Raw genomic sequence first — 17,026 nt, forward strand, 5'->3', positions numbered from 1 at the left:
ACATGAAGCGGTCGTGGGGTCTCGGAATGCTGCTGGTCCTGCTGCTCGCCGGCCCTGCACACGCGCAGAGCCTGCGCTACGAGATCGGCAACATCTTCGATGAGGTCCTCCGGCTCCATCTTGCCGGAAGTCCGGGAGCGCACGGGAAGCACTTCAGCCCTGAGAACGTCGAGTCGAGCAAGGAGGTCATCAACGCGCTCACGAGCTTCCTGGGCGCCAACATCGCTTCATTTCCGTTGAGTTCGACGGGCGCCACGGCCGCCTTCGACCTGAGCTCGGGAGCCCCCGTGCGTGAGACGGAGAACCTGGGACCGATCTTTTCGGAGGCGGGGACGACGCTCGGAAGAAATCACGTCATCCTCGGCTACAACTTCACCTACATGGGCTTCAAGCGAATCAGGGGTCTGCCGCTCGAGGACATGCAGTTCACCTTCACGCATCAGGACGTCGGTAGTCCGGGCCTCGGGGACTCTGACAATGAGCTGGACACGATCGATCTCTTCATGAACATGCAGATCGACGCCTCGGTCATCGCGTTCTACATGACCGCGGGGCTCACGGATCATCTCGATGTCGGACTGGCCCTGCCGATGGTGGACGTGCACATGGTGGCGGACCCGTCCGCCGTGATCAACAGCTTCACGCTGGCTGCGAACGATTCCGCCAACCACTTCTATGGGGGCACCGCCACATCGCCGATCCTGTCGACCAGCCCCACACCGATGAACGACGAGGCGTTTGGGATTGGTGACATCGCGGCGCGGGCGAAGTTGAACGTTTACCGCGGCAAGGGGAACGTGGCCCTGTTGCTCGAAGCACGTCTTCCGACGGGGGACGAGCAGAACTTCCTGGGGACCGGTTACACGACCATTCGAAGCGCGCTGATCGGGTCCCGCGCCTGGGGCAGTACGAGCGCGCATGCGAACATCGCGTATGTCTTCAAGAACACCGATCTGGTCGGTGATGACCTCGATCTCTTTCTCGGCTACGAGCAGGGTTTCGGAAGGCAATTTACGGCGGTGTTCGACTGTCTGGGCAGGTTGCAGGTCGGAAAACCCGTCGAAGCGCTGCGCTTCGGAGAGAACGCGATCATCAACCGGCCGATCGGCAGCACGACGCTGGTTCGCAAGGTCAATCTGTCGAATGTGCCCAGCGCGGACCGGGACCACATTCTGGATCTCTCCGTGGGCGGAAAGTACGCGCCGCGCGACTTCCTGATTCTCATGGGCAATGTCATCGTGCCGCTGAACAACGGCGGGCTGCGGCCGGATGTGTCAACGACGCTCGGTTTCGAGTTCAGCTTCTAGCCCGACCTCAGCCCCGGGACTTTCGTTCCACCGGTTCGCCGGCTCCTTCCGGCGTTCAGGGCGGCGCACCACGCCGGAGTTTCTGGAGCGGGCGCGAGCGGCGGTGTTCTCCCCGGGAGTCCGGCGAATTCCCCGGCCGGCCGGGCGAGCCGTCCGTGCCTCGTTCGTGGGTCTCGTCCGGCCTGTGTTCGAGAGGTTTCCGGCCACGGCCGCGCGCACCGGCGTCTCGAGCGCGACCGTGACGAGCGCGTCGCCCTCGTTCTCGTCGCGGCCCGCGGCCGCGCCGCACTACGCGATCGAATCCGCCAGCACCGTCGCACGGTTCTTCGAGACCTCGAAGAACCCGCCGCTCACCCGCCAGCTCCGCTGCGCGCCGGTGGCCGTGCGCACGGTGAGCGTGCCCTCGGCCAGACCCGTGACCAGCGCGGCGTGGTTTGCCAGCACCCCGAAGCTGCCCTCGGTGCCCGGCGCCTCGACGTACTCGACCGCGCCCTCGAACACCGTTCGCTCGGGCGTCAGGACGCTCAGCTGGAACGTGCCCGCCATCGGCTCAGCCCTGCGCCTTCATCTTCTCGGCGGCCTCGATCACCTCGTCGATCCCGCCGCGCATGTAGAACGCCTGCTCCGGCAGCTCGTCGAACTCGCCGTCCACGATCCGCTTGAAGCTCTTCACCGTGTCCTCGAGCTTCACGTACTTGCCCGGCGTGCCGGTGAACGCCTCCGCCACGAAGAACGGCTGCGAGAGGAACCGCTGGATCTTGCGCGCCCGCGCGACCGTCACGCGGTCGTCCTCCGAGAGCTCGTCCATGCCGAGGATGGCGATGATGTCCTGGAGGTCCTTGTAGCGCTGCAGAATCCGCTGCACCGAGCGCGCCACCTGGTAGTGCTCCTCGCCGACGATCTGCGGATCGAGAATGCGGCTCGTCGAGGCCAGCGGGTCCACGGCCGGGTAGATGCCCAGCTCGGCGATCGAGCGCTCGAGCACCGTGGTGGCGTCGAGGTGCGAGAACGCGGTCGCCGGGGCCGGGTCGGTGAGGTCGTCGGCGGGCACGTAGATCGCCTGCACCGAGGTGATCGAGCCCTTTTTCGTCGTGGTGATGCGCTCCTGCAACGCGCCCATCTCGGTCGAGAGCGTCGGCTGGTAGCCGACGGCGCTGGGCATGCGGCCGAGCAGCGCCGACACCTCGGAGCCCGCCTGCGTGAAGCGGAAGATGTTGTCCACGAAGAACAGCACGTCCTTGCCTTCCTCGTCGCGGAAGTACTCGGCCATGGTCACGCCGGTCAGGCCGACGCGCAGGCGCGCGCCCGGCGGCTCGTTCATCTGCCCGAACACCATCACGGTCTTGGCGATGACGCCGGACTCGGTCATTTCGCGGTACAGGTCGTTGCCCTCGCGCGTGCGCTCGCCCACGCCCGCGAACACCGAGTAGCCGCCGTGCTGGGTGGCGATGTTGCGGATCAGCTCCTGGATGAGCACGGTCTTGCCGACGCCGGCGCCGCCGAACAGGCCGACCTTGCCGCCGCGCTGGTAGGGCGCGAGCAGGTCCACGACCTTGATGCCCGTTTCGAAGAGCTGCTTCTCGGTCTCCTGCTCGTCGAACGCGGGCGCCGAGCGGTGGATCGGAAGGCGCTTCGTGCCCTGCGGCACCGGCCCCTTGCCGTCAATGGTCTCGCCGGTCAGGTTGAAGATGCGGCCGAGGCCGGCCTCGCCGACCGGCACCGCGATCGGGCCACCGGTGTCGTGCGCGGGCATGCCGCGCACGAGGCCGTCGGTCGAGTCCATGGCGATGCAGCGGACGACGTTGTCGCCCATGTGCAGCGCCACTTCGACGGTCAGGCGAATGCCGCGCTGGCCGTCTTCGATGACGATGGCGTTGTAGATCTTCGGAAGCTTGTCCGGTTCGAACAGCACGTCCACGGTGGGACCGATCACCTGCACGACCTTACCGACGTTCATTCTCAGTGCTCCTCGTTCGAATCAGCCGGCGCGCGTCCGCCCGCCAGTGCCTGGGGTTACTTGAGCGCTTCCGCGCCGCCGACCAGTTCCGAGATCTCGCGGGTGATGGCCGCCTGGCGCAGGCGGTTCCGCAGCAGGGTGAGCGTGTCCACGAGTTCGCCCGCGTTCTTGCGCGCCGAACCCATCGCGACCATGCGCGCCGAGTGTTCGCTGGCGAGCGAGTCGGCGAGCGCGGCGTAGAGCTTCGCGGTCGCGTAGCGTGGCAGCAGGGCGGCGAAGATGGTCTCGGCGTCCGGCTCGAAGATCATGCCGGAGTCGGCGCCGCCCGACTGCTTCGCGTCCGCCGAGCCCACGGGCAGGAACGTCTCGTGTCGGACGCGCCGCACGATCGCGTTGACGAAGTGCGTGTACAGCAGCTCGACGCGGTCCACCTCGCCGCTCAGGAATCGCGCGGTCAGGTCGTCCGTGAGCAGGCGCGCGAACTCGAGGCTCGCCTCGCCCGGCAGGTCCGCGTGCGCGGCGAGGATCGGGTAGCGGCGGCGGCGCAGGTAGTCGCGGCCCTTGCGCCCGACGACCACGAGCTGGACCTCGCCCGGGGCCGCCTCGTGCAGCCGCGCCTCGGCCTGGCGCAGGATGGTCGAGTTGTACGTGCCCGCGAAACCGCGGTCCGCGGTGATCACGACCAGCGCGGTCCGCCGGACCTCGCGCACCTTGAACAGCGGGTGCTCGAGCTCGGCCGCGGCGCCCGAGAGGTTCGCGAGCATCTCGCTGATCTTCGCCGAGTACGGGCTGGCCGCCTGCGCGCGCTGCTGCGCCCGGCGCAGCTTCGCGGCCGAAACCATCTCCATGGCCTTGAAGATCTGCTGCATGCTCCGCGTCGAGCGGATGCGGCGGCGGATGTCCTTGAGGTTCAGCGCCATCGTTCTTCCGGTCAGGCCTTGAACTGCGCCTTGAAGGCCCTGCACGCCTCGTTCAGGCGCTTGTCGTTCTCGGGGCTGATGACCTTGGCGGTCCGCACGTCGTGCGGCAGCTCGGCGTAGCTCTTCTCGAGGAACGCCAGCCACTCGGTCTCGAAGCGGCGCACCGCGGCGACCGGGACGTCGTCGAGATAGCCGTTCGCCCCGGCCCAGATGGAGAGCACCTGGTGCTCGACCGCCATGGGCTGGAACTGCCCCTGCTTGAGCAGCTCGACCATGCGCTCGCCGCGCGTGATCTGCGCCTGCGTCGTCTTGTCGAGGTCGGCCCCGAACTGCGCGAACGCGGCCAGCGCGCGGTACTGCGCGAGGTCGAGCCGCAGCCGCCCGGCGACCTGGCGCATCGCCTTGACCTGCGCGTTGCCGCCGACGCGCGACACCGAGATGCCGACGTTGATGGCGGGCCGGACGCCCGAGTAGAAGAGGTCGCCCTCGAGGAAGATCTGCCCGTCGGTGATCGAGATGACGTTGGTCGGGATGTAGGCCGACACGTCGCCGGCCTGCGTCTCGATGAACGGCAGCGCCGTCAGCGAGCCGCCGCCCTTCTCGTTCGAAAGCTTGCAGGCGCGCTCGAGCAGCCGCGAGTGGAGGTAGAAGACGTCGCCCGGGTACGCCTCGCGGCCGGGCGGGCGGCGCAGCAGCAGCGCGAGCTGGCGGTAGGCCGTCGCGTGCTTCGAGAGATCGTCGTAGATGCACAGCGCGTGGCCGCCGTTGTAGGTGAACTCCTCGCCCATCGCGACGCCGGCGTAGGGCGCGATGTACTGCAGCGGCGCCGACTCGGAGGCCGACGCGGTCACCACGATCGTGTACTCCATCGCGCCGTGCTTCTCGAGCGTCGCGACCACGTTCGCGACCGTGGACTCCTTCTGACCGATCGCGACGTAGATGCAGACGACGCCCGTGCCCTTCTGGTTGATGATCGTGTCGAGGGCGATCGCCGTCTTGCCGGTCTGGCGGTCGCCGATGATCAGCTCGCGCTGGCCGCGGCCGATCGGGATCATCGCGTCAATCGCCTTGATGCCGGTCTGCAGCGGCTCGACGACCGGCTGGCGCTCGATGACGCCGGGGGCCTTGAACTCGACGTTGCGGAACTTGTCCGCGCCGATGGGGCCCTTGCCGTCCACCGGCTGGCCGATGGCGTTGACGACCCGGCCGATCATGGCCTTGCCGACGGGCACCGAGGCGATGCGTCCGGTGCACTCGACCCGGTCGCCCTCCTCGATGTTCTCGTCGGAGCCGAACAGCACGACGCCGACGTTGTCCTCTTCGAGGTTGAGGACCATGCCCATGATGTCGCCGGGGAACTTGATCAGTTCGCCCGCCATCGCGTCCTCGAGTCCCCAGACGCGCGCGATGCCGTCGCCCACCGACAGCACGGTGCCGACGCTGCGGGTCTCGAGCTTCGCCTCGTAGCGTTCGAGTTCCTGCGCCAGGATGGCGCTCACTTCTTCCGGTCGAAAGGACATCGGTGCGAACCCCGAATCTTTGTGGGTGTCGTGCGGCGCCGGCTACACGCTGGCGTCGTAAAGCTGATGGGAAATGGTCTCGAGCAGGGTCTTGACGCTGCGATCGATGATCCGGTCGCCGAGGCGCACGTAGGCGCCGCCGACGAGCGACGCGTCCACGGACTCCGTCAGCACGATCTTGCGTCCGGTCGTGCGCTCGAGCTCGGCGTGCAGCCGCGCGACCTCGTCGCGCGTCAGCGGCACCGCGCTCACGAGCTGCGCCCGCTGCAGGCCCTGCGCCTGCTCGACGAGCGTCTGGAAGTCGTGCGCGATCGCGTCCACGTACGCGAGGCGCTTCTTGCGCAGGAGCAGGTCCACGAAGATCGTGACGCTGCGCAGCGCGCGGCCCTCGAAGCCCGTCCTGAGCACTCGGCGCTTGTCGGCCGGGCTCACCTGCGGGTTCGAAAGGAATCCGCCGAGCCGCGATCCCGGCCGCACCAGCCCGGCCACGCCGCGCAGGTCCGCGAGCGTGCGCTCGAGCAGCGCGACCAGCGGCTGACCGTCCTTCGCCGCCAGCTTCTCGGTGAGGAGGTAGAGCGCCTTCGCGTAGCGGGCCGCGACGTGTTCCTGCTTCATCGCACCCCGCCGACCTCGTCGATGAACGCGGCCGCCAGCCGGCGCTGCGCCGGATCGTCGAGCTTGCTCTGCAGGATCTTCTCGGCGGTGCGCATCGAGAGCGCGACGACCTGCTCCTTGAGCAGTTCCTTCGCCTTCTCCCGCTCGCGCGCCATCTCGTCGTCGGCCCTCTGCAGCCGGGCCTGCGCCTCGGCGTTGGCGTGCTCCCTGATCTCGGACGCCACGCGCTGCCCTTCGGCGATGCCCTCCTGGATGCTCGCGCGCCGCAGCGAATCGATGCCGCGCAGTTCGGCCTCGAACTTCGCCTTTTGCGCGTCGGCGTCCTTCTGGCGGCGCTCCGCCTCGGCGAACTCGTCGGCGATCTTCTGCCGGCGCGCCTCGAGGCCGGACATGATCGGGCCCCAGGCGAAACGCCCGAGGATCCAGACCAGGATCACGAAGCCGAGGATCTGGGTGAGGACGAGTTTGATGTCGATCAGGTTATCCATGCGTGCTCCTCGCGGTGCGCGCGCCCGCGGGCGGCGCGACCGGACGGTCGGGACACGAACGTCAGATCTTGCCCATGAGGAGGAACACGGTCACGAACGCGTAGATCGTGAGCGCTTCGGCGAACGCGCCGATGATGATCATCGCGGTCTGCAGCTTGGCGATCGCTTCGGGCTGGCGGCCCATCGCCTGCAGCGCGCCGTTGCCGATCATGCCGAGGCCGATGCCCGAGCCGATGGCGGCGATGCCGACGCCGAGGGGAAGGGCCAGGCCGAGTGCGCTGTGGGAATCCATCTTCGAAACCTCCTGGATACGGGTCAGTGGGCGGGGTGGTGCGCTTCCACCGCAGGCTCGTGATCGTGACCGTGGTCGTGATCGTGCGGCAGCATGAGGAGGAAGTAGATGGTGCTGAGCATCGCGAACACGAGCGCCTGCACGACGCTCGTGAGCAACGCCAGGAACAGGAACACGAAGTGGAACGGCACGCCGAACGGCACCGCGCCCAGGCCGAGCGTCGTCATGAGCGTGATGCCGAGGCCGGCGAAGCCGACGAGCAGCATGTCCTCGCCGAAGATGTTGCCGAACAGTCGGCACGACAGCGACACCGGCTTGGCGAGCTCGCCGATCAGGTGGATCGGGAACGCCAGCGGCACGAGGCCCCACTCGATCGCGGAGCGCGGGCTGCCGGCGAGGTGGTCGAGCCAGCCGAGGAAGCCCAGCTCGGTGATCGCCGTGTACTGCACGTACACGAACACCGTCACCGCCAGAGCGAAGGTGACGTTGAGGTTCGAGGTCGGGGCCTTCATCAGCGGCACCACCCCGAACAGGTTCATCACCAGGATGTAGATGAACAGACTGCCCAGGAACGGCACGTAGCGCGGTCCGTACTTCGGGCCGAGGATGTCCACGACGCCGTTGTAGACCGGCTCGAAGAGCGCTTCGACCGCGTTGCGGAACGGCCCGGGCACGAGCTTCTTGTCGCGCGCCGCGACGGCCGCGACCACGCACAACAGCAGCGCGACGATGACGGCGAAGACGACGCTGTCGAGGTTGCCGAGCCGCTTGTGGTCCTGCGCGACCGGCAGGTGCAGGGCCTTGGCGATCACCGCGACGAGGTTGTCGAACTCCTTCGGGCCCACTTCGTGCGCGGCCGCGGCGTGCCCGCCCGCCGGCGCGGAGTGCACCTCGGCGGGAACGGGCTCCCCGCCATGGCCGGTCTGCGCGCGGCCGAGCGGCGCGAGCGCGAACCAGGCGATGGCGGCCAGCGCCGCGACCAGGGCGGTCGCGCGCCATGGGCTGCGCGTGATCGCCGCCCACGCGCGCGAGTCGAGCAGCGCGCGCGACGCCGCCTTGAGGAAGATGATCGCGAACGGCAGCGTGAAGCCGGCGGCCAGGGCGGGCACCGGCAGCTTCACGAGCAGGAAGCCGCCGAGCACCAGCAGCGCGACGTTGGCGGCGCCGGCCAGCGCCGCGCGGCGTCCGGCGCGCGCTCCGCCGGTCAGGCTCGTGACCAGGGTCTCGAGCAACCGGAGGTTCGCGAGCGACCACAGCGCGCCGGCGGCGAAGGCGATGCCGATCGCGAAACCGGCGTACACGGCCGCGAACAGCGAGCCCGCGACGGCGGCCAGCAGCGACGTGCGGTGGATTCTGCGAAGCAGGTCGAGACCCATGTTGGCGGCGGCGCCTGACCCCTCGGGGTCAGCGTTTGTCGCGCTCCTCTTCCGCCTGCACGCGGCGGATGATGACGTAGATTTCCCGGCCTCCGGCGATGAACCCCAGCACGACGCCGACGATGGACCACGCCGGTTCGGTCTTGAGCCACCGATCCACGAGCTTGCCCAGGAAGAAACCGACGAGGGGCGAAACCAGCAGCAGGCTCGGGATGGCGAGCAGCATTCCCGCGCTCCGCGCGCCGGCGGAATTCCGCTTGGGAGTGCGAGGTGAACTCATGCGACTCGCCCCGGTGAAAGTTTTCACAAGCCATCGCCCGCCCGTCACCGTGCATGGGGTTGGCAATGGCGCGCGGGAAGGTAGGCGATGCCCCTGCAAGCGGTCAAGCGCCTGGGGCGGGATTCTGCCGAAATCGTCGGGGCCCTCGCCCGCCGGCAGGTGCGGACGCCCCGAAACGTCGCTTTCGCAGGCGGTTTCGACCTGCTTCTGGATCAGGCACCAGGCGCGAAAGGCCGCCCTGCTCTCGCGCCGCCGCGAGGGTCGGACGGACCGGCCCGGAGTTCCCCGGGCGGCGCTGGCGCCCCGGCTCGGCGCGACCTTATCCTGCCGCGCCATGATTCCCCTGCGCTGCCGGCAGATCGAGGTGCACCTGTTCCGCCGCCGCGCCCGCCGGGCGGAGTTCCTGCTGCTGCGGCGCAGCGCCGAGCGGACCCTGCCGGGCGTCTGGCAGCCGGTCACCGGCGGCGTCGAGCGCGGCGAAACCGCCTGGCAGGCGGCCGCCCGGGAGGTCCTGGAGGAAACCGGGCTCACGCCCGTCCGCTGGTGGGCGCTCGAACACCTGACGGTCTTCTACTCCCCCGCCCGGGATGCGGTGCTCGCGCTGCCGGTCTTCGCCGCCGAAATCGCCTGGACCGACCCCGTCCATCTTTCCCGCGAGCACGACCGCTACGCGTTCGTCCCGCCGGCCGTCGCCGCCCGCCGCGTGCTCTGGGGCACCCAGCGCGCCGCACTGCGCGCGGTGCGCGACGAGGTGTTCGCGGGGGGGCCCTCGGCGGCGGCACGCGACATCACCGATCGCATCGCCGCGCGCCCGGCGCGCCGCCGGCCGGCGCGAACCTCGCGGAAACCCGCGCGCTGAAGCGCGCCGACCGAACCGACAGGAGACCAAAGTGGCCAGCAACAGCTCGTTCGACGTCACGACCGGCGTGGACATGATGGAAGTGGGCAACGCCGTGGATCAGGCGACCAAGGAGATCACCCAGCGTTACGACTTCAAGGGCGTCAAGGCGGGGATCGAGTTGGACGCGAAGGCCGGCACCCTCACGCTGACCGCGCCCGACGACTACAAGCTCGGCGCCGTCTGGGAAGTGCTGCAGGGCAAGATGGTCAAGCGCAAGGTGCCCGTGCAGAACCTGACGCGCGGCACGGCCGAGTCCGCCGCCGGCTCGTCGCTGCGCCAGACCGTGACGCTCACGACCGGGCTGTCGAGCGAGTTGTGCCGCGAGATCGTCAAGTTCCTCAAGGACGCCAAGCTCCGCAAGGTGCAGGCCGCGATCCAGGGCGACACCGTACGGATCTCCTCCCCCAGCAAGGACGACCTGCAGGGGGCGATGGCGCTGCTTCGCGGGCACGACTTCGGCGTCGAGCTCAAGTTCGGCAACTACCGGACGAACTGAGCGTGGAAGACGCCCCGCTCCGCTGAAGCCGCGACGGCTTCGTGGTGGACACCGGCCGCGCGCGCGTGAACCCCGACGTCGTGCACGGCTTCCTCACCACCAACTACCGGGCGCGGGGCATCCCGCTCGCGGCGGTTCGAGCCCGCCTCGTCGTGCTCCCTTCCTTCATCGCACGCGAATCAGGAGCCGATGGAAGCTCTGGTCGCCGGCGAGCAGCCGGACGAAGTAGGCCCCGGCCGGCACCGCGGCGCGCGCGTCGTCGCGGCCATCCCAGTCCACACGGTGGGCGCCGGCCTCGCGCAGGCCCCGATCGAGCACCCGGACGCGGCGGCCGCCGACGTCGAAGACCGAGAGTTCGATCGCGCCCGGTCTCGCCAGCGTGTAGCCGAGCGCCGCGCTAGTGCGGAACGGTGACGGCCGCGCCGCGGCGAGGCCGGTGACCGCCGGTGGCGCATCGCCGGCCGCGAGGGTCCCCTCGGGCTCGCCCACCGCGAACTCGCCGAACGAGCCGAGCGCCGTGGCCTGCGTGCTGATCGCGGTGCGCGTTCCGACCGCCGGCAGGGACCACGCGCCCTCACGCCGGGCGACGCGGAAGAGGCTCGAATCCGCACCCGGATCCAGGTCGTCGGGATGGAAACCGAAGGTCACGTCGCAGGTGGTGAACGGCAGGCCGAGGTTCGTCACCGTCCACGTGCGGTTGACGCCCTGGTCGGGATCCAGGGCGGAGGCGGCGAGATCGGCATGGTCGCCGGGGTCGGTTCGCACGACCACCGTTCCCGAGTCGCCGACACTGGCGAACGCGAGCGTGACGGGGGCCGCGCGGGCCGCGTCTCCCACGCGGTAGTCCCGCGTGAGCGTTCCACCCGGGCCCGGGATGAGCTGGCCGAGATTGCCATCCACCCAGTAGCTGCCGGTGATGCCGCCGGCGGGGCCCAGGTGCAGCACGTGCGCGCCGGTCAGGAGGCGCCCGCCGCTCAGCTTCACGGAGCCGTCCGAGACGAGATCGCTCGCGAGCAGGACGGCCACGGGGTTGACGACCTCGATCTCGCTGCGGACCCCGAGCACGACGTTGCCCGACGCGTTGATGTTCTGCGCGGCCGATCCGGCGAGGCGCATCCTCGCGACTTCGGGACCCGCGGGATCGAGCTCGAGTGTTCCATTCCCGAGAACGACGAGGTCGCCGCGCAGGTCGAGGGCCGAGTCCGGCGAAGTTGCGAGCAGCTGCAGGCGCCCCGAGAGGATCGAGAGGTTGTCCATCGTGCAGCCGAGCGTGAGGGCGACGGAATAGGTGGCCAGGGAATCGGGCAGGTTGATCTCGCAGTCCCCGTACCTGCGGCCGTCGAACGCCCCGCCGCCCGCGAGCTCGAGGTGGCGGTAGAGGCTGCCCGCCTGCAGCACGACGCGGCTGGCGGGCGCCGGCAGTCCGAACGCCACGTCCCCACCCTGCTGGTGGTAGCTGGAACCGGACTCGAAGACCACCACGTCCTCCGCGCCGGCATCGCCGAACGGGCTGCCGACGAGCTCGTCCATCGCCCGGAAGCTGGCACCGCTGGCGAAGACCAGCGCCCCCGCGTCCATGGGCAGCACCCGATGCGAACCCTGGGAGGCCCACAACTCTCCCGCGATGCGGCCCGTCGCTCCAGGGGCCAGCGCGATCCTGACCGAGCTCCCCGAACCCGGCGTCGCGAACAGCCACAATCGGGACCCGGCTTCGACGATGAAGTCGTCGCCGGCGGCCCCGGCGATACGTAACGTGTCGCTCGCGCCGTCGTTCTGGATCGTGACGGCGGCATTGCCTCTGACGTGCAGCCGGCCCAGCGTCTGGAGCGGAACGTCGGTGACGGTGGCGGCCGGAGTCATCGCCCCGTCGAAGATCAGCGCGTCGTCGGAGGCGGGCGTGTTGCGTGCCGGCGTCCAACTGGAGGGCGTGCTCCACGAGCCACTCGGCGCGTTCCAGGTGTAGGTGTGCGGCGACGGAGCGCGCGCCGCCAGGCGCTGCCAGAAGCCTCCTCGGAGCACGAAGGTCCCGCCGGCATGCGCTCCGGCATCCGGCTGGCCGATGGACCCCGAAAGGCGGTGGCCGCCGCCGGCCGCCGCGGTGCGGCCGCCACCATCGATCGTGTACCAGGTGACCGTGTCCGCGGCCCGACAGGGCACGGTGACGAGGGCGAGAGCCGCGACCACCCAGCCGACCGCGAGCGCCGGCGGCCCGACGAGTCCCTCCCGGGGCGAGCTCATCGCCGGCCGATCGCGATGAGGTCGAACGTGCAGTCCACCGGCGTTCCCGACCCGCTGACGACCCGGATCGTGCACGAGCCGGCAAAATGCGAACTGATGATGGCGATGCGGTCCAGGCTGGGGTGCTGGCAGGTCGCCGTGATGGACGGCTGATCCACGAACGGCGTGTCGAACGTGATGGAGTAGACGCCGGTCCCGGTGCGAGTGGACGCGAATCCGAGTCCGAAGAGCCGGAAGCCCGAGCTCGACACGACTCCGCGCACGATCTTCAGGTCAATCTCGGCGCCGGGCACGAAGTACTCGCCCGCGGATCCCACCTTGATGCTGCCGCGGACGTCGAGCCTCGCGGCGGGGGTCGAGGTGCCGATACCCACGTTTCCAATCGGGCTGATTCTGAGCCTTTCAGTCCCGAGCGTGTAGACGAGCACCGCGCCGTTCGAGCGTGAGTTGAAGATCGAGAGGTTCGGGCTGCCCGTATTGCCGAAGCCCATCCATCCGGTTTGGGCCGAAAGGCTGTTCGAGAAACCGACGAATCCCGTCTGGTTCGCCTCACTGGCGTCGTCCTGCAGGATCATCGCCGGCCCCGTGCTTCGGGCGTGGATGAGGGCGGCGGGCGCCGCGGTTCCGACGCCGACATTGCCGCCGGTGTAGCTGAGATTCGTGCCATTGAGCTGCCACGGTCCGAGCGAGTACGGGGTGGCGGTCATCGCCTGCCGCGGGCCGAGCGGGGTGGCGGAAGTACAGGTTCCGTCGGCGCACAACTCGATCTGGAGCCAGCGGGCTTCGCCGTTGAACGCCGTCGCGCCGAACTCGTCTCCCGCGTTCACCTGGGCGGAGAAGAGCCCGCCGTTCACCGTGATGTTCGAGACGACCTGGCTGGTCCCGATCTGGGTTCCCCCGGTGGGCGGATCGCCCGCGCCCGCGGCATCCCACAGGCTGAAGCGCAGGTGAACCGTCCCCGTGACGAGGGAGTCGGCCTCGCTCAGCTGCCCCTGGTAGGTGAAGGAGCGGCCGAGCGGCGCGCCGACCGCAACAGCCGGAAGGAGCGCCACAAGCAGGAACGCGCCGAGAATCCCGGGTCGGACTGACATGGTGGCCTCCGCAGGGACCGAGAGCGGGCCGTGAGCCGGGCCCTGTGACGCAGCAAGGGAACGGGCGATGAGGGTGGACACCCCTACATGCGCCGAACCGGGCGCCGTGGTGTCACGCGGCCGGCGACACGCGGTTCCTTCCCGCCCGGGCCGAGCGTCAGTACTGAACGAGGCGCGGCCAGACCTCGCTCGCCAGCTCGGGGGCCGCGGCGCCGCGCCGGATCGCGGCCCGCAGCCGCGCGGCCAGCGTATCGCCGGGCGCGAGGAGCTCGGCCTGCTCGAGCGCGGCCGCGGCGCTGTCGCTCCGCCCGAGGCCGAGCCACACGACCGCCGACGCGGCGCGGTAGCCGGCGACGCCGGGCGCGAGCGCGAGCAGCGTGTCGAGCTCGGTGCGCGCCGGGCCCAGCTGGTGCGAGCGGACCAGCGCGTCCACGAGCTGGAAGCGGTAGAGCGCCATGGTCGGCCGCGAACGCAGCGCCTCGCGAAACGCCCGCTCGGCGATGTCGTAGCGCCCGCGGTGGAGCGCGATACGCCCGAGCTGGCTGTGGGCGTGGTTCTGCAGCGGGTTCTCGTCGAGCGCGCGCCGGTACCATTCGAGCGCCTCGTCCTCGCGGCCCTTCGACCAGTACCAGTCGGCGACCATCACCTGCGCGCGGCCGCGCCCGAGCGGCAGCACCTTGTAGCGTTCGATCGTGCGCTCGGCCGAGGCGTTGAGCGCGATCCACGGAACGGTGTGAAAGAGCGAGGCGAGCGCCAGCACGAACAGCCAGCGGCGCAGCCCTTCGCCGGTCCACGCCGCGCGCGTCGCCAGGCCGAGCGCGACCAGCGTGAAGACGAAGCCCGCGGGCGCGAGCAAGTCCCAGTTGCGCGCCACGCCGAGGTTCGAATCGCCGGCGATGAGCGAGGCGGCGAGGTAGCCGGGAGCGAGCGCGGCGAGGAACAGCGATCGCCCGTGGCGCCACAGGCGCAGCCGCAGCGCGGCCACGCCGGATACGCCGAGCAGGAAGATTCCCAGCGGGCCGATCAGCAGTTGCTGCTGCAGGAACTGCGCGGGCGTGGGTGGATGAAAGCCGTAGCTGGTCGTGGAATCGGTCGTCCTGCGGCCGAGCGCGAGCAGCATCGCGGTCCAGTCGTAGCCGTGGCCGAGGCGCGAAAGCAGCAGGTGCATCGCCGCGAACAGTCCCGCTCCGATCGCCAGGTCGCGCAGCGCCGCGACCCGCGCGCGGGGGTCGAGCAGCCGGTGCGCGACCAGCACGGCGAACGACGGCGCGACGACCGCGGCCGAAAGGTGGAGCGCCATGGCCAGCACGAGCCACGTCGCCGGCAGCAGAAGCGGCGCGCGCCCCCGCAGCGCGCGCAGCGCGGCGAGCGCGTACGCCGCGAGCGCGAGCGCGAGGAACGTGTAGTTCTCGACGTAGCCGAAGAAGAGCTGCAGGTAGCCCTGCGCGACCAGCACGACGAACGCCAGCGCGTGGACCGCGCGCACGGCCCGATCCCCGGTCGCGGCGGGCCGTCCGGCGGCCGTGCCGCCACCCGCCAGTTCGCCCGCGAGCGCCCAGGCGATCGGCACGAACAGCGCGCCGCACAGCGCGCTCGAGAGCCCGACCGTCGCGTGCGCGACTTCGGCCGCGCCCGCTCCGCCGCGCGCGAACCACGGCCCGAAGAGCAGGTAGAAGCCGCGGTGGAGCGCGAGCGAGAGCGGCTCGTCCGGGTGGAACGCCTGCCCCTCCGGCACGAAGCGCACGATGGCGTTGCCGTCGCCGAGCAGGGTGTGCCCTTCACGGAACGCCCAGAAGAACGCCCCCGCGAGGGCGGCCGCCACCGCCCGGCCGGTCCAGCCCGGCAGCGCCGGCGCCCACCCGAGCGCGCGCACCAGCGTGCGGTCGAGCGCCGCCGCCCCGCGCCAGGCCGCGAGCAGCCCGAAAGCCACCAGCGCGAGCGCGGGCACGAACGCCGCGCGCGGCAGGAACGCCCACGAGTGAACGCCCCACCAGCGATCGCGCAACACGGTCGCGCCGGCGACCTCGGCCGCGATCGCGGCCAGCGCGAGCGCCACGCCGCCGGCCGCCAGCCAGCCGGTCGCGGGACCGGCCGGGGGCGGAGCGATCACCGCGGGTCTGGGAGTTCGGTTCCTGATCGGGTCCTCCGCAATCGCTCGCCGCCGCGACATTCACGGCGCGCCGCGCGCATCCTCCCACAGCCCGCGCGCCGGACCGCGGGTCAGCGCCGAAGGGGCAGCAGCACGATGCGTGTTTCCGTGGCGCCCGTGCATGGGACGACGCGCGTGGAATCGCCGCGGGCGTCCGCATAGCGAAGCCTGCCGCCCGCCTTGTAGCCCAGTCGCCATTCGCCGCACGGCAGCGGGCCGAAGCGGAACTCGCGCGGCGCGCCCATGAAGAGCGAGACCTCGACGGGCCTGGCGCCGGGAGCGTCGAGCACCAGGGTCACGGGCGTGTGCTCTTCGAGCGGACGGTCCCAGCCGATCTCCACCGTTCCGCGCACGCTGCAGCGGCACGTGTCGGCCCGCGGCACGCTGTCGCGCCGCACGTACGGGTCCATCGCGCGCACGGCCGAGGGCCGGGGCGGCGGCGCGGCCACCTCGCGCGAGCTGGCGACGACCCGGGGCGGCGGCGGCGCGCTGCGCGCGCTGTTGCGGGGCACGGCGCGCGGGGCGGCCGGCGGCGGTGCGGTCGCGAGCGCGACGCTGTCGCGGGTCGCGGCCGGCGGCGCTGGAGCGAGCACGACGCTGTCGCGGGTCGCGGCCGGCGGCGCTGGAGCGGGCACGACGCTGTCGCGGGCCGGGGCCGGCGGCGGCACCGTGGCAACCGCGGCGCTGTCGCGTGGCGCGGCCGGCGGCGGCGCCGTGGCAACCGCGACGCTGTCGCGCGGCGCGAGCGGCGGCGGCGCGTCGGCGAGCGCGACGCTGTCGCGCGCGATGGCCGCCGGCGCAGGGTTGGGGTCCGCGGTCCCGGCCGGGGGCGCGACCGCGCGCGGCATCGGCGGCGTCTCGGCCGGCGGCGGCGGCGCTTCGCCCGGGAGAATCGCGTCGTGGCTGAACGAGCCCTCGGTCCCGCCGGTCGCGGCGCCGCCGAAGTCCGCCTCGATCCACGCGACCGGAACGCTCTCGAGCTCGAGCGCGGTCACGACCGCGTTCGCCGCGGCCGCGCGGTTCGAATGGACGCGCACGCGCCCGCCGCCGGCCTGCCAGGCGGCGTCCACGACGAGCGACGTGCCGCCGCCCGAAAGGCCGAGCCGGCGCCCCTGCGCTTCGGCGCGCACCTCGATCCGGAACGGCAGGCGTTTCAGGGCCGCGGGCATCCCGAGCGGCAGCGACAGCGCGTAGCGCCCTTCGTCGTCCGTGAGCGCGCTGACGCTGACGCTGCCGCGCGCCATGACACGCGCGCCGGCGAGCGGCTTGCCGTCGGGCGCGAGCGTCCGCCCGCGCACGACGATCGTGCGCGGCGCGACTTGCGCGCTCGCCGGCCCGGCGAGCGCGGGCACGAGCAGCGCGAGAGCGGCAACCGCCACCCGCCGCGCGAACCCAC

At 70.9% G+C, this 17,026-nt stretch carries 15 protein-coding genes; 3 read left to right on the forward strand and 12 right to left on the reverse strand.

Translation table 11 applies throughout. The annotated features are described in order from the left end of the window. Positions 1 to 2: 2 nt before the first annotated feature. Complete coding sequence (locus IT347_07530; protein ID MCC6349425.1) at positions 3 to 1,307, forward strand: transporter; 1,305 nt, start codon at positions 3 to 5, stop codon at positions 1,305 to 1,307. 288 nt (positions 1,308 to 1,595) lie between these two features. Here the strand turns inward: IT347_07530 and atpC are convergent, their stop codons facing one another. The 8 genes from atpC to atpB all read right to left on the reverse strand — a co-directional run bounded on the left by atpC (position 1,596) and on the right by atpB (position 8,475). Then, on the reverse strand, positions 1,596 to 1,853 hold the full coding sequence (atpC, locus tag IT347_07535) for an ATP synthase F1 subunit epsilon (protein ID MCC6349426.1): 258 nt from the start codon (positions 1,851 to 1,853) through the stop codon (positions 1,596 to 1,598). A gap of 4 nt (positions 1,854 to 1,857) precedes the next feature. Further along, positions 1,858 to 3,264 carry a F0F1 ATP synthase subunit beta gene (gene atpD, locus IT347_07540; protein MCC6349427.1) on the reverse strand — a complete coding sequence of 469 codons (1,407 nt, stop codon included), beginning with the start codon at positions 3,262 to 3,264 and terminating at the stop codon, positions 1,858 to 1,860. 56 nt (positions 3,265 to 3,320) lie between these two features. Continuing rightward, on the reverse strand, positions 3,321 to 4,184 hold the full coding sequence (atpG, locus tag IT347_07545; protein MCC6349428.1) for an ATP synthase F1 subunit gamma: 864 nt from the start codon (positions 4,182 to 4,184) through the stop codon (positions 3,321 to 3,323). An 11-nt stretch (positions 4,185 to 4,195) separates the two neighbouring features. Further along, positions 4,196 to 5,704, reverse strand: a complete 1,509-nt coding sequence (locus tag IT347_07550; protein ID MCC6349429.1) for a F0F1 ATP synthase subunit alpha — start codon at positions 5,702 to 5,704, stop codon at positions 4,196 to 4,198. Positions 5,705 to 5,746: 42 nt separating this feature from the next. Then, positions 5,747 to 6,319: an ATP synthase F1 subunit delta gene (gene atpH / locus IT347_07555; GenBank protein MCC6349430.1), complete on the reverse strand. Its 573-nt coding sequence runs from the start codon at positions 6,317 to 6,319 to the stop codon at positions 5,747 to 5,749. Next, on the reverse strand, positions 6,316 to 6,807 hold the full coding sequence (gene atpF, locus IT347_07560) for a F0F1 ATP synthase subunit B (GenBank protein ID MCC6349431.1): 492 nt from the start codon (positions 6,805 to 6,807) through the stop codon (positions 6,316 to 6,318). The genes atpH and atpF overlap by 4 nt, the downstream gene beginning before the upstream one ends. Before the next feature lie 61 nt (positions 6,808 to 6,868). Continuing rightward, entirely contained in the window at positions 6,869 to 7,099 is a 231-nt protein-coding gene (atpE, locus tag IT347_07565) for an ATP synthase F0 subunit C (protein MCC6349432.1), read from the reverse strand. A gap of 23 nt (positions 7,100 to 7,122) precedes the next feature. After that, positions 7,123 to 8,475: a F0F1 ATP synthase subunit A gene (gene atpB / locus IT347_07570; protein ID MCC6349433.1), complete on the reverse strand. Its 1,353-nt coding sequence runs from the start codon at positions 8,473 to 8,475 to the stop codon at positions 7,123 to 7,125. A gap of 122 nt (positions 8,476 to 8,597) precedes the next feature. Between atpB and IT347_07575 the strand changes: the two genes are divergently transcribed. Together IT347_07575 and IT347_07580 are read left to right on the forward strand one after the other, a co-directional pair. Further along, a complete protein-coding gene (locus tag IT347_07575; GenBank protein ID MCC6349434.1) occupies positions 8,598 to 9,614 on the forward strand; it encodes an NUDIX pyrophosphatase in 1,017 nt (338 codons plus the stop codon). A 31-nt stretch (positions 9,615 to 9,645) separates the two neighbouring features. Next, positions 9,646 to 10,152 carry a YajQ family cyclic di-GMP-binding protein gene (locus tag IT347_07580; protein ID MCC6349435.1) on the forward strand — a complete coding sequence of 169 codons (507 nt, stop codon included), beginning with the start codon at positions 9,646 to 9,648 and terminating at the stop codon, positions 10,150 to 10,152. 165 nt (positions 10,153 to 10,317) lie between these two features. On the opposite strand, the gene IT347_07585 is transcribed toward IT347_07580, so the two are convergent. From IT347_07585 to IT347_07600, 4 genes are all read right to left on the reverse strand, one after another. Beyond that, the gene (locus IT347_07585; GenBank protein MCC6349436.1) at positions 10,318 to 12,390 is read right to left on the reverse strand and encodes a hypothetical protein; all 2,073 of its coding nucleotides are present in this window, start codon (positions 12,388 to 12,390) and stop codon (positions 10,318 to 10,320) included. Further along, on the reverse strand, positions 12,387 to 13,481 hold the full coding sequence (locus tag IT347_07590; GenBank protein MCC6349437.1) for a hypothetical protein: 1,095 nt from the start codon (positions 13,479 to 13,481) through the stop codon (positions 12,387 to 12,389). Before IT347_07590 ends, IT347_07585 begins: the two co-directional genes overlap by 4 nt. Before the next feature lie 157 nt (positions 13,482 to 13,638). Further along, a complete protein-coding gene (locus IT347_07595; GenBank protein MCC6349438.1) occupies positions 13,639 to 15,591 on the reverse strand; it encodes a hypothetical protein in 1,953 nt (650 codons plus the stop codon). A gap of 110 nt (positions 15,592 to 15,701) precedes the next feature. Further along, complete coding sequence (locus IT347_07600) at positions 15,702 to 17,009, reverse strand: hypothetical protein (protein ID MCC6349439.1); 1,308 nt, start codon at positions 17,007 to 17,009, stop codon at positions 15,702 to 15,704. Positions 17,010 to 17,026 lie beyond the last annotated feature (17 nt).

It is taken from the genome of Candidatus Eisenbacteria bacterium, from assembly GCA_020847735.1.
GTDB lineage: Bacteria > Eisenbacteria > RBG-16-71-46 > RBG-16-71-46 > RBG-16-71-46 > CAIXRL01.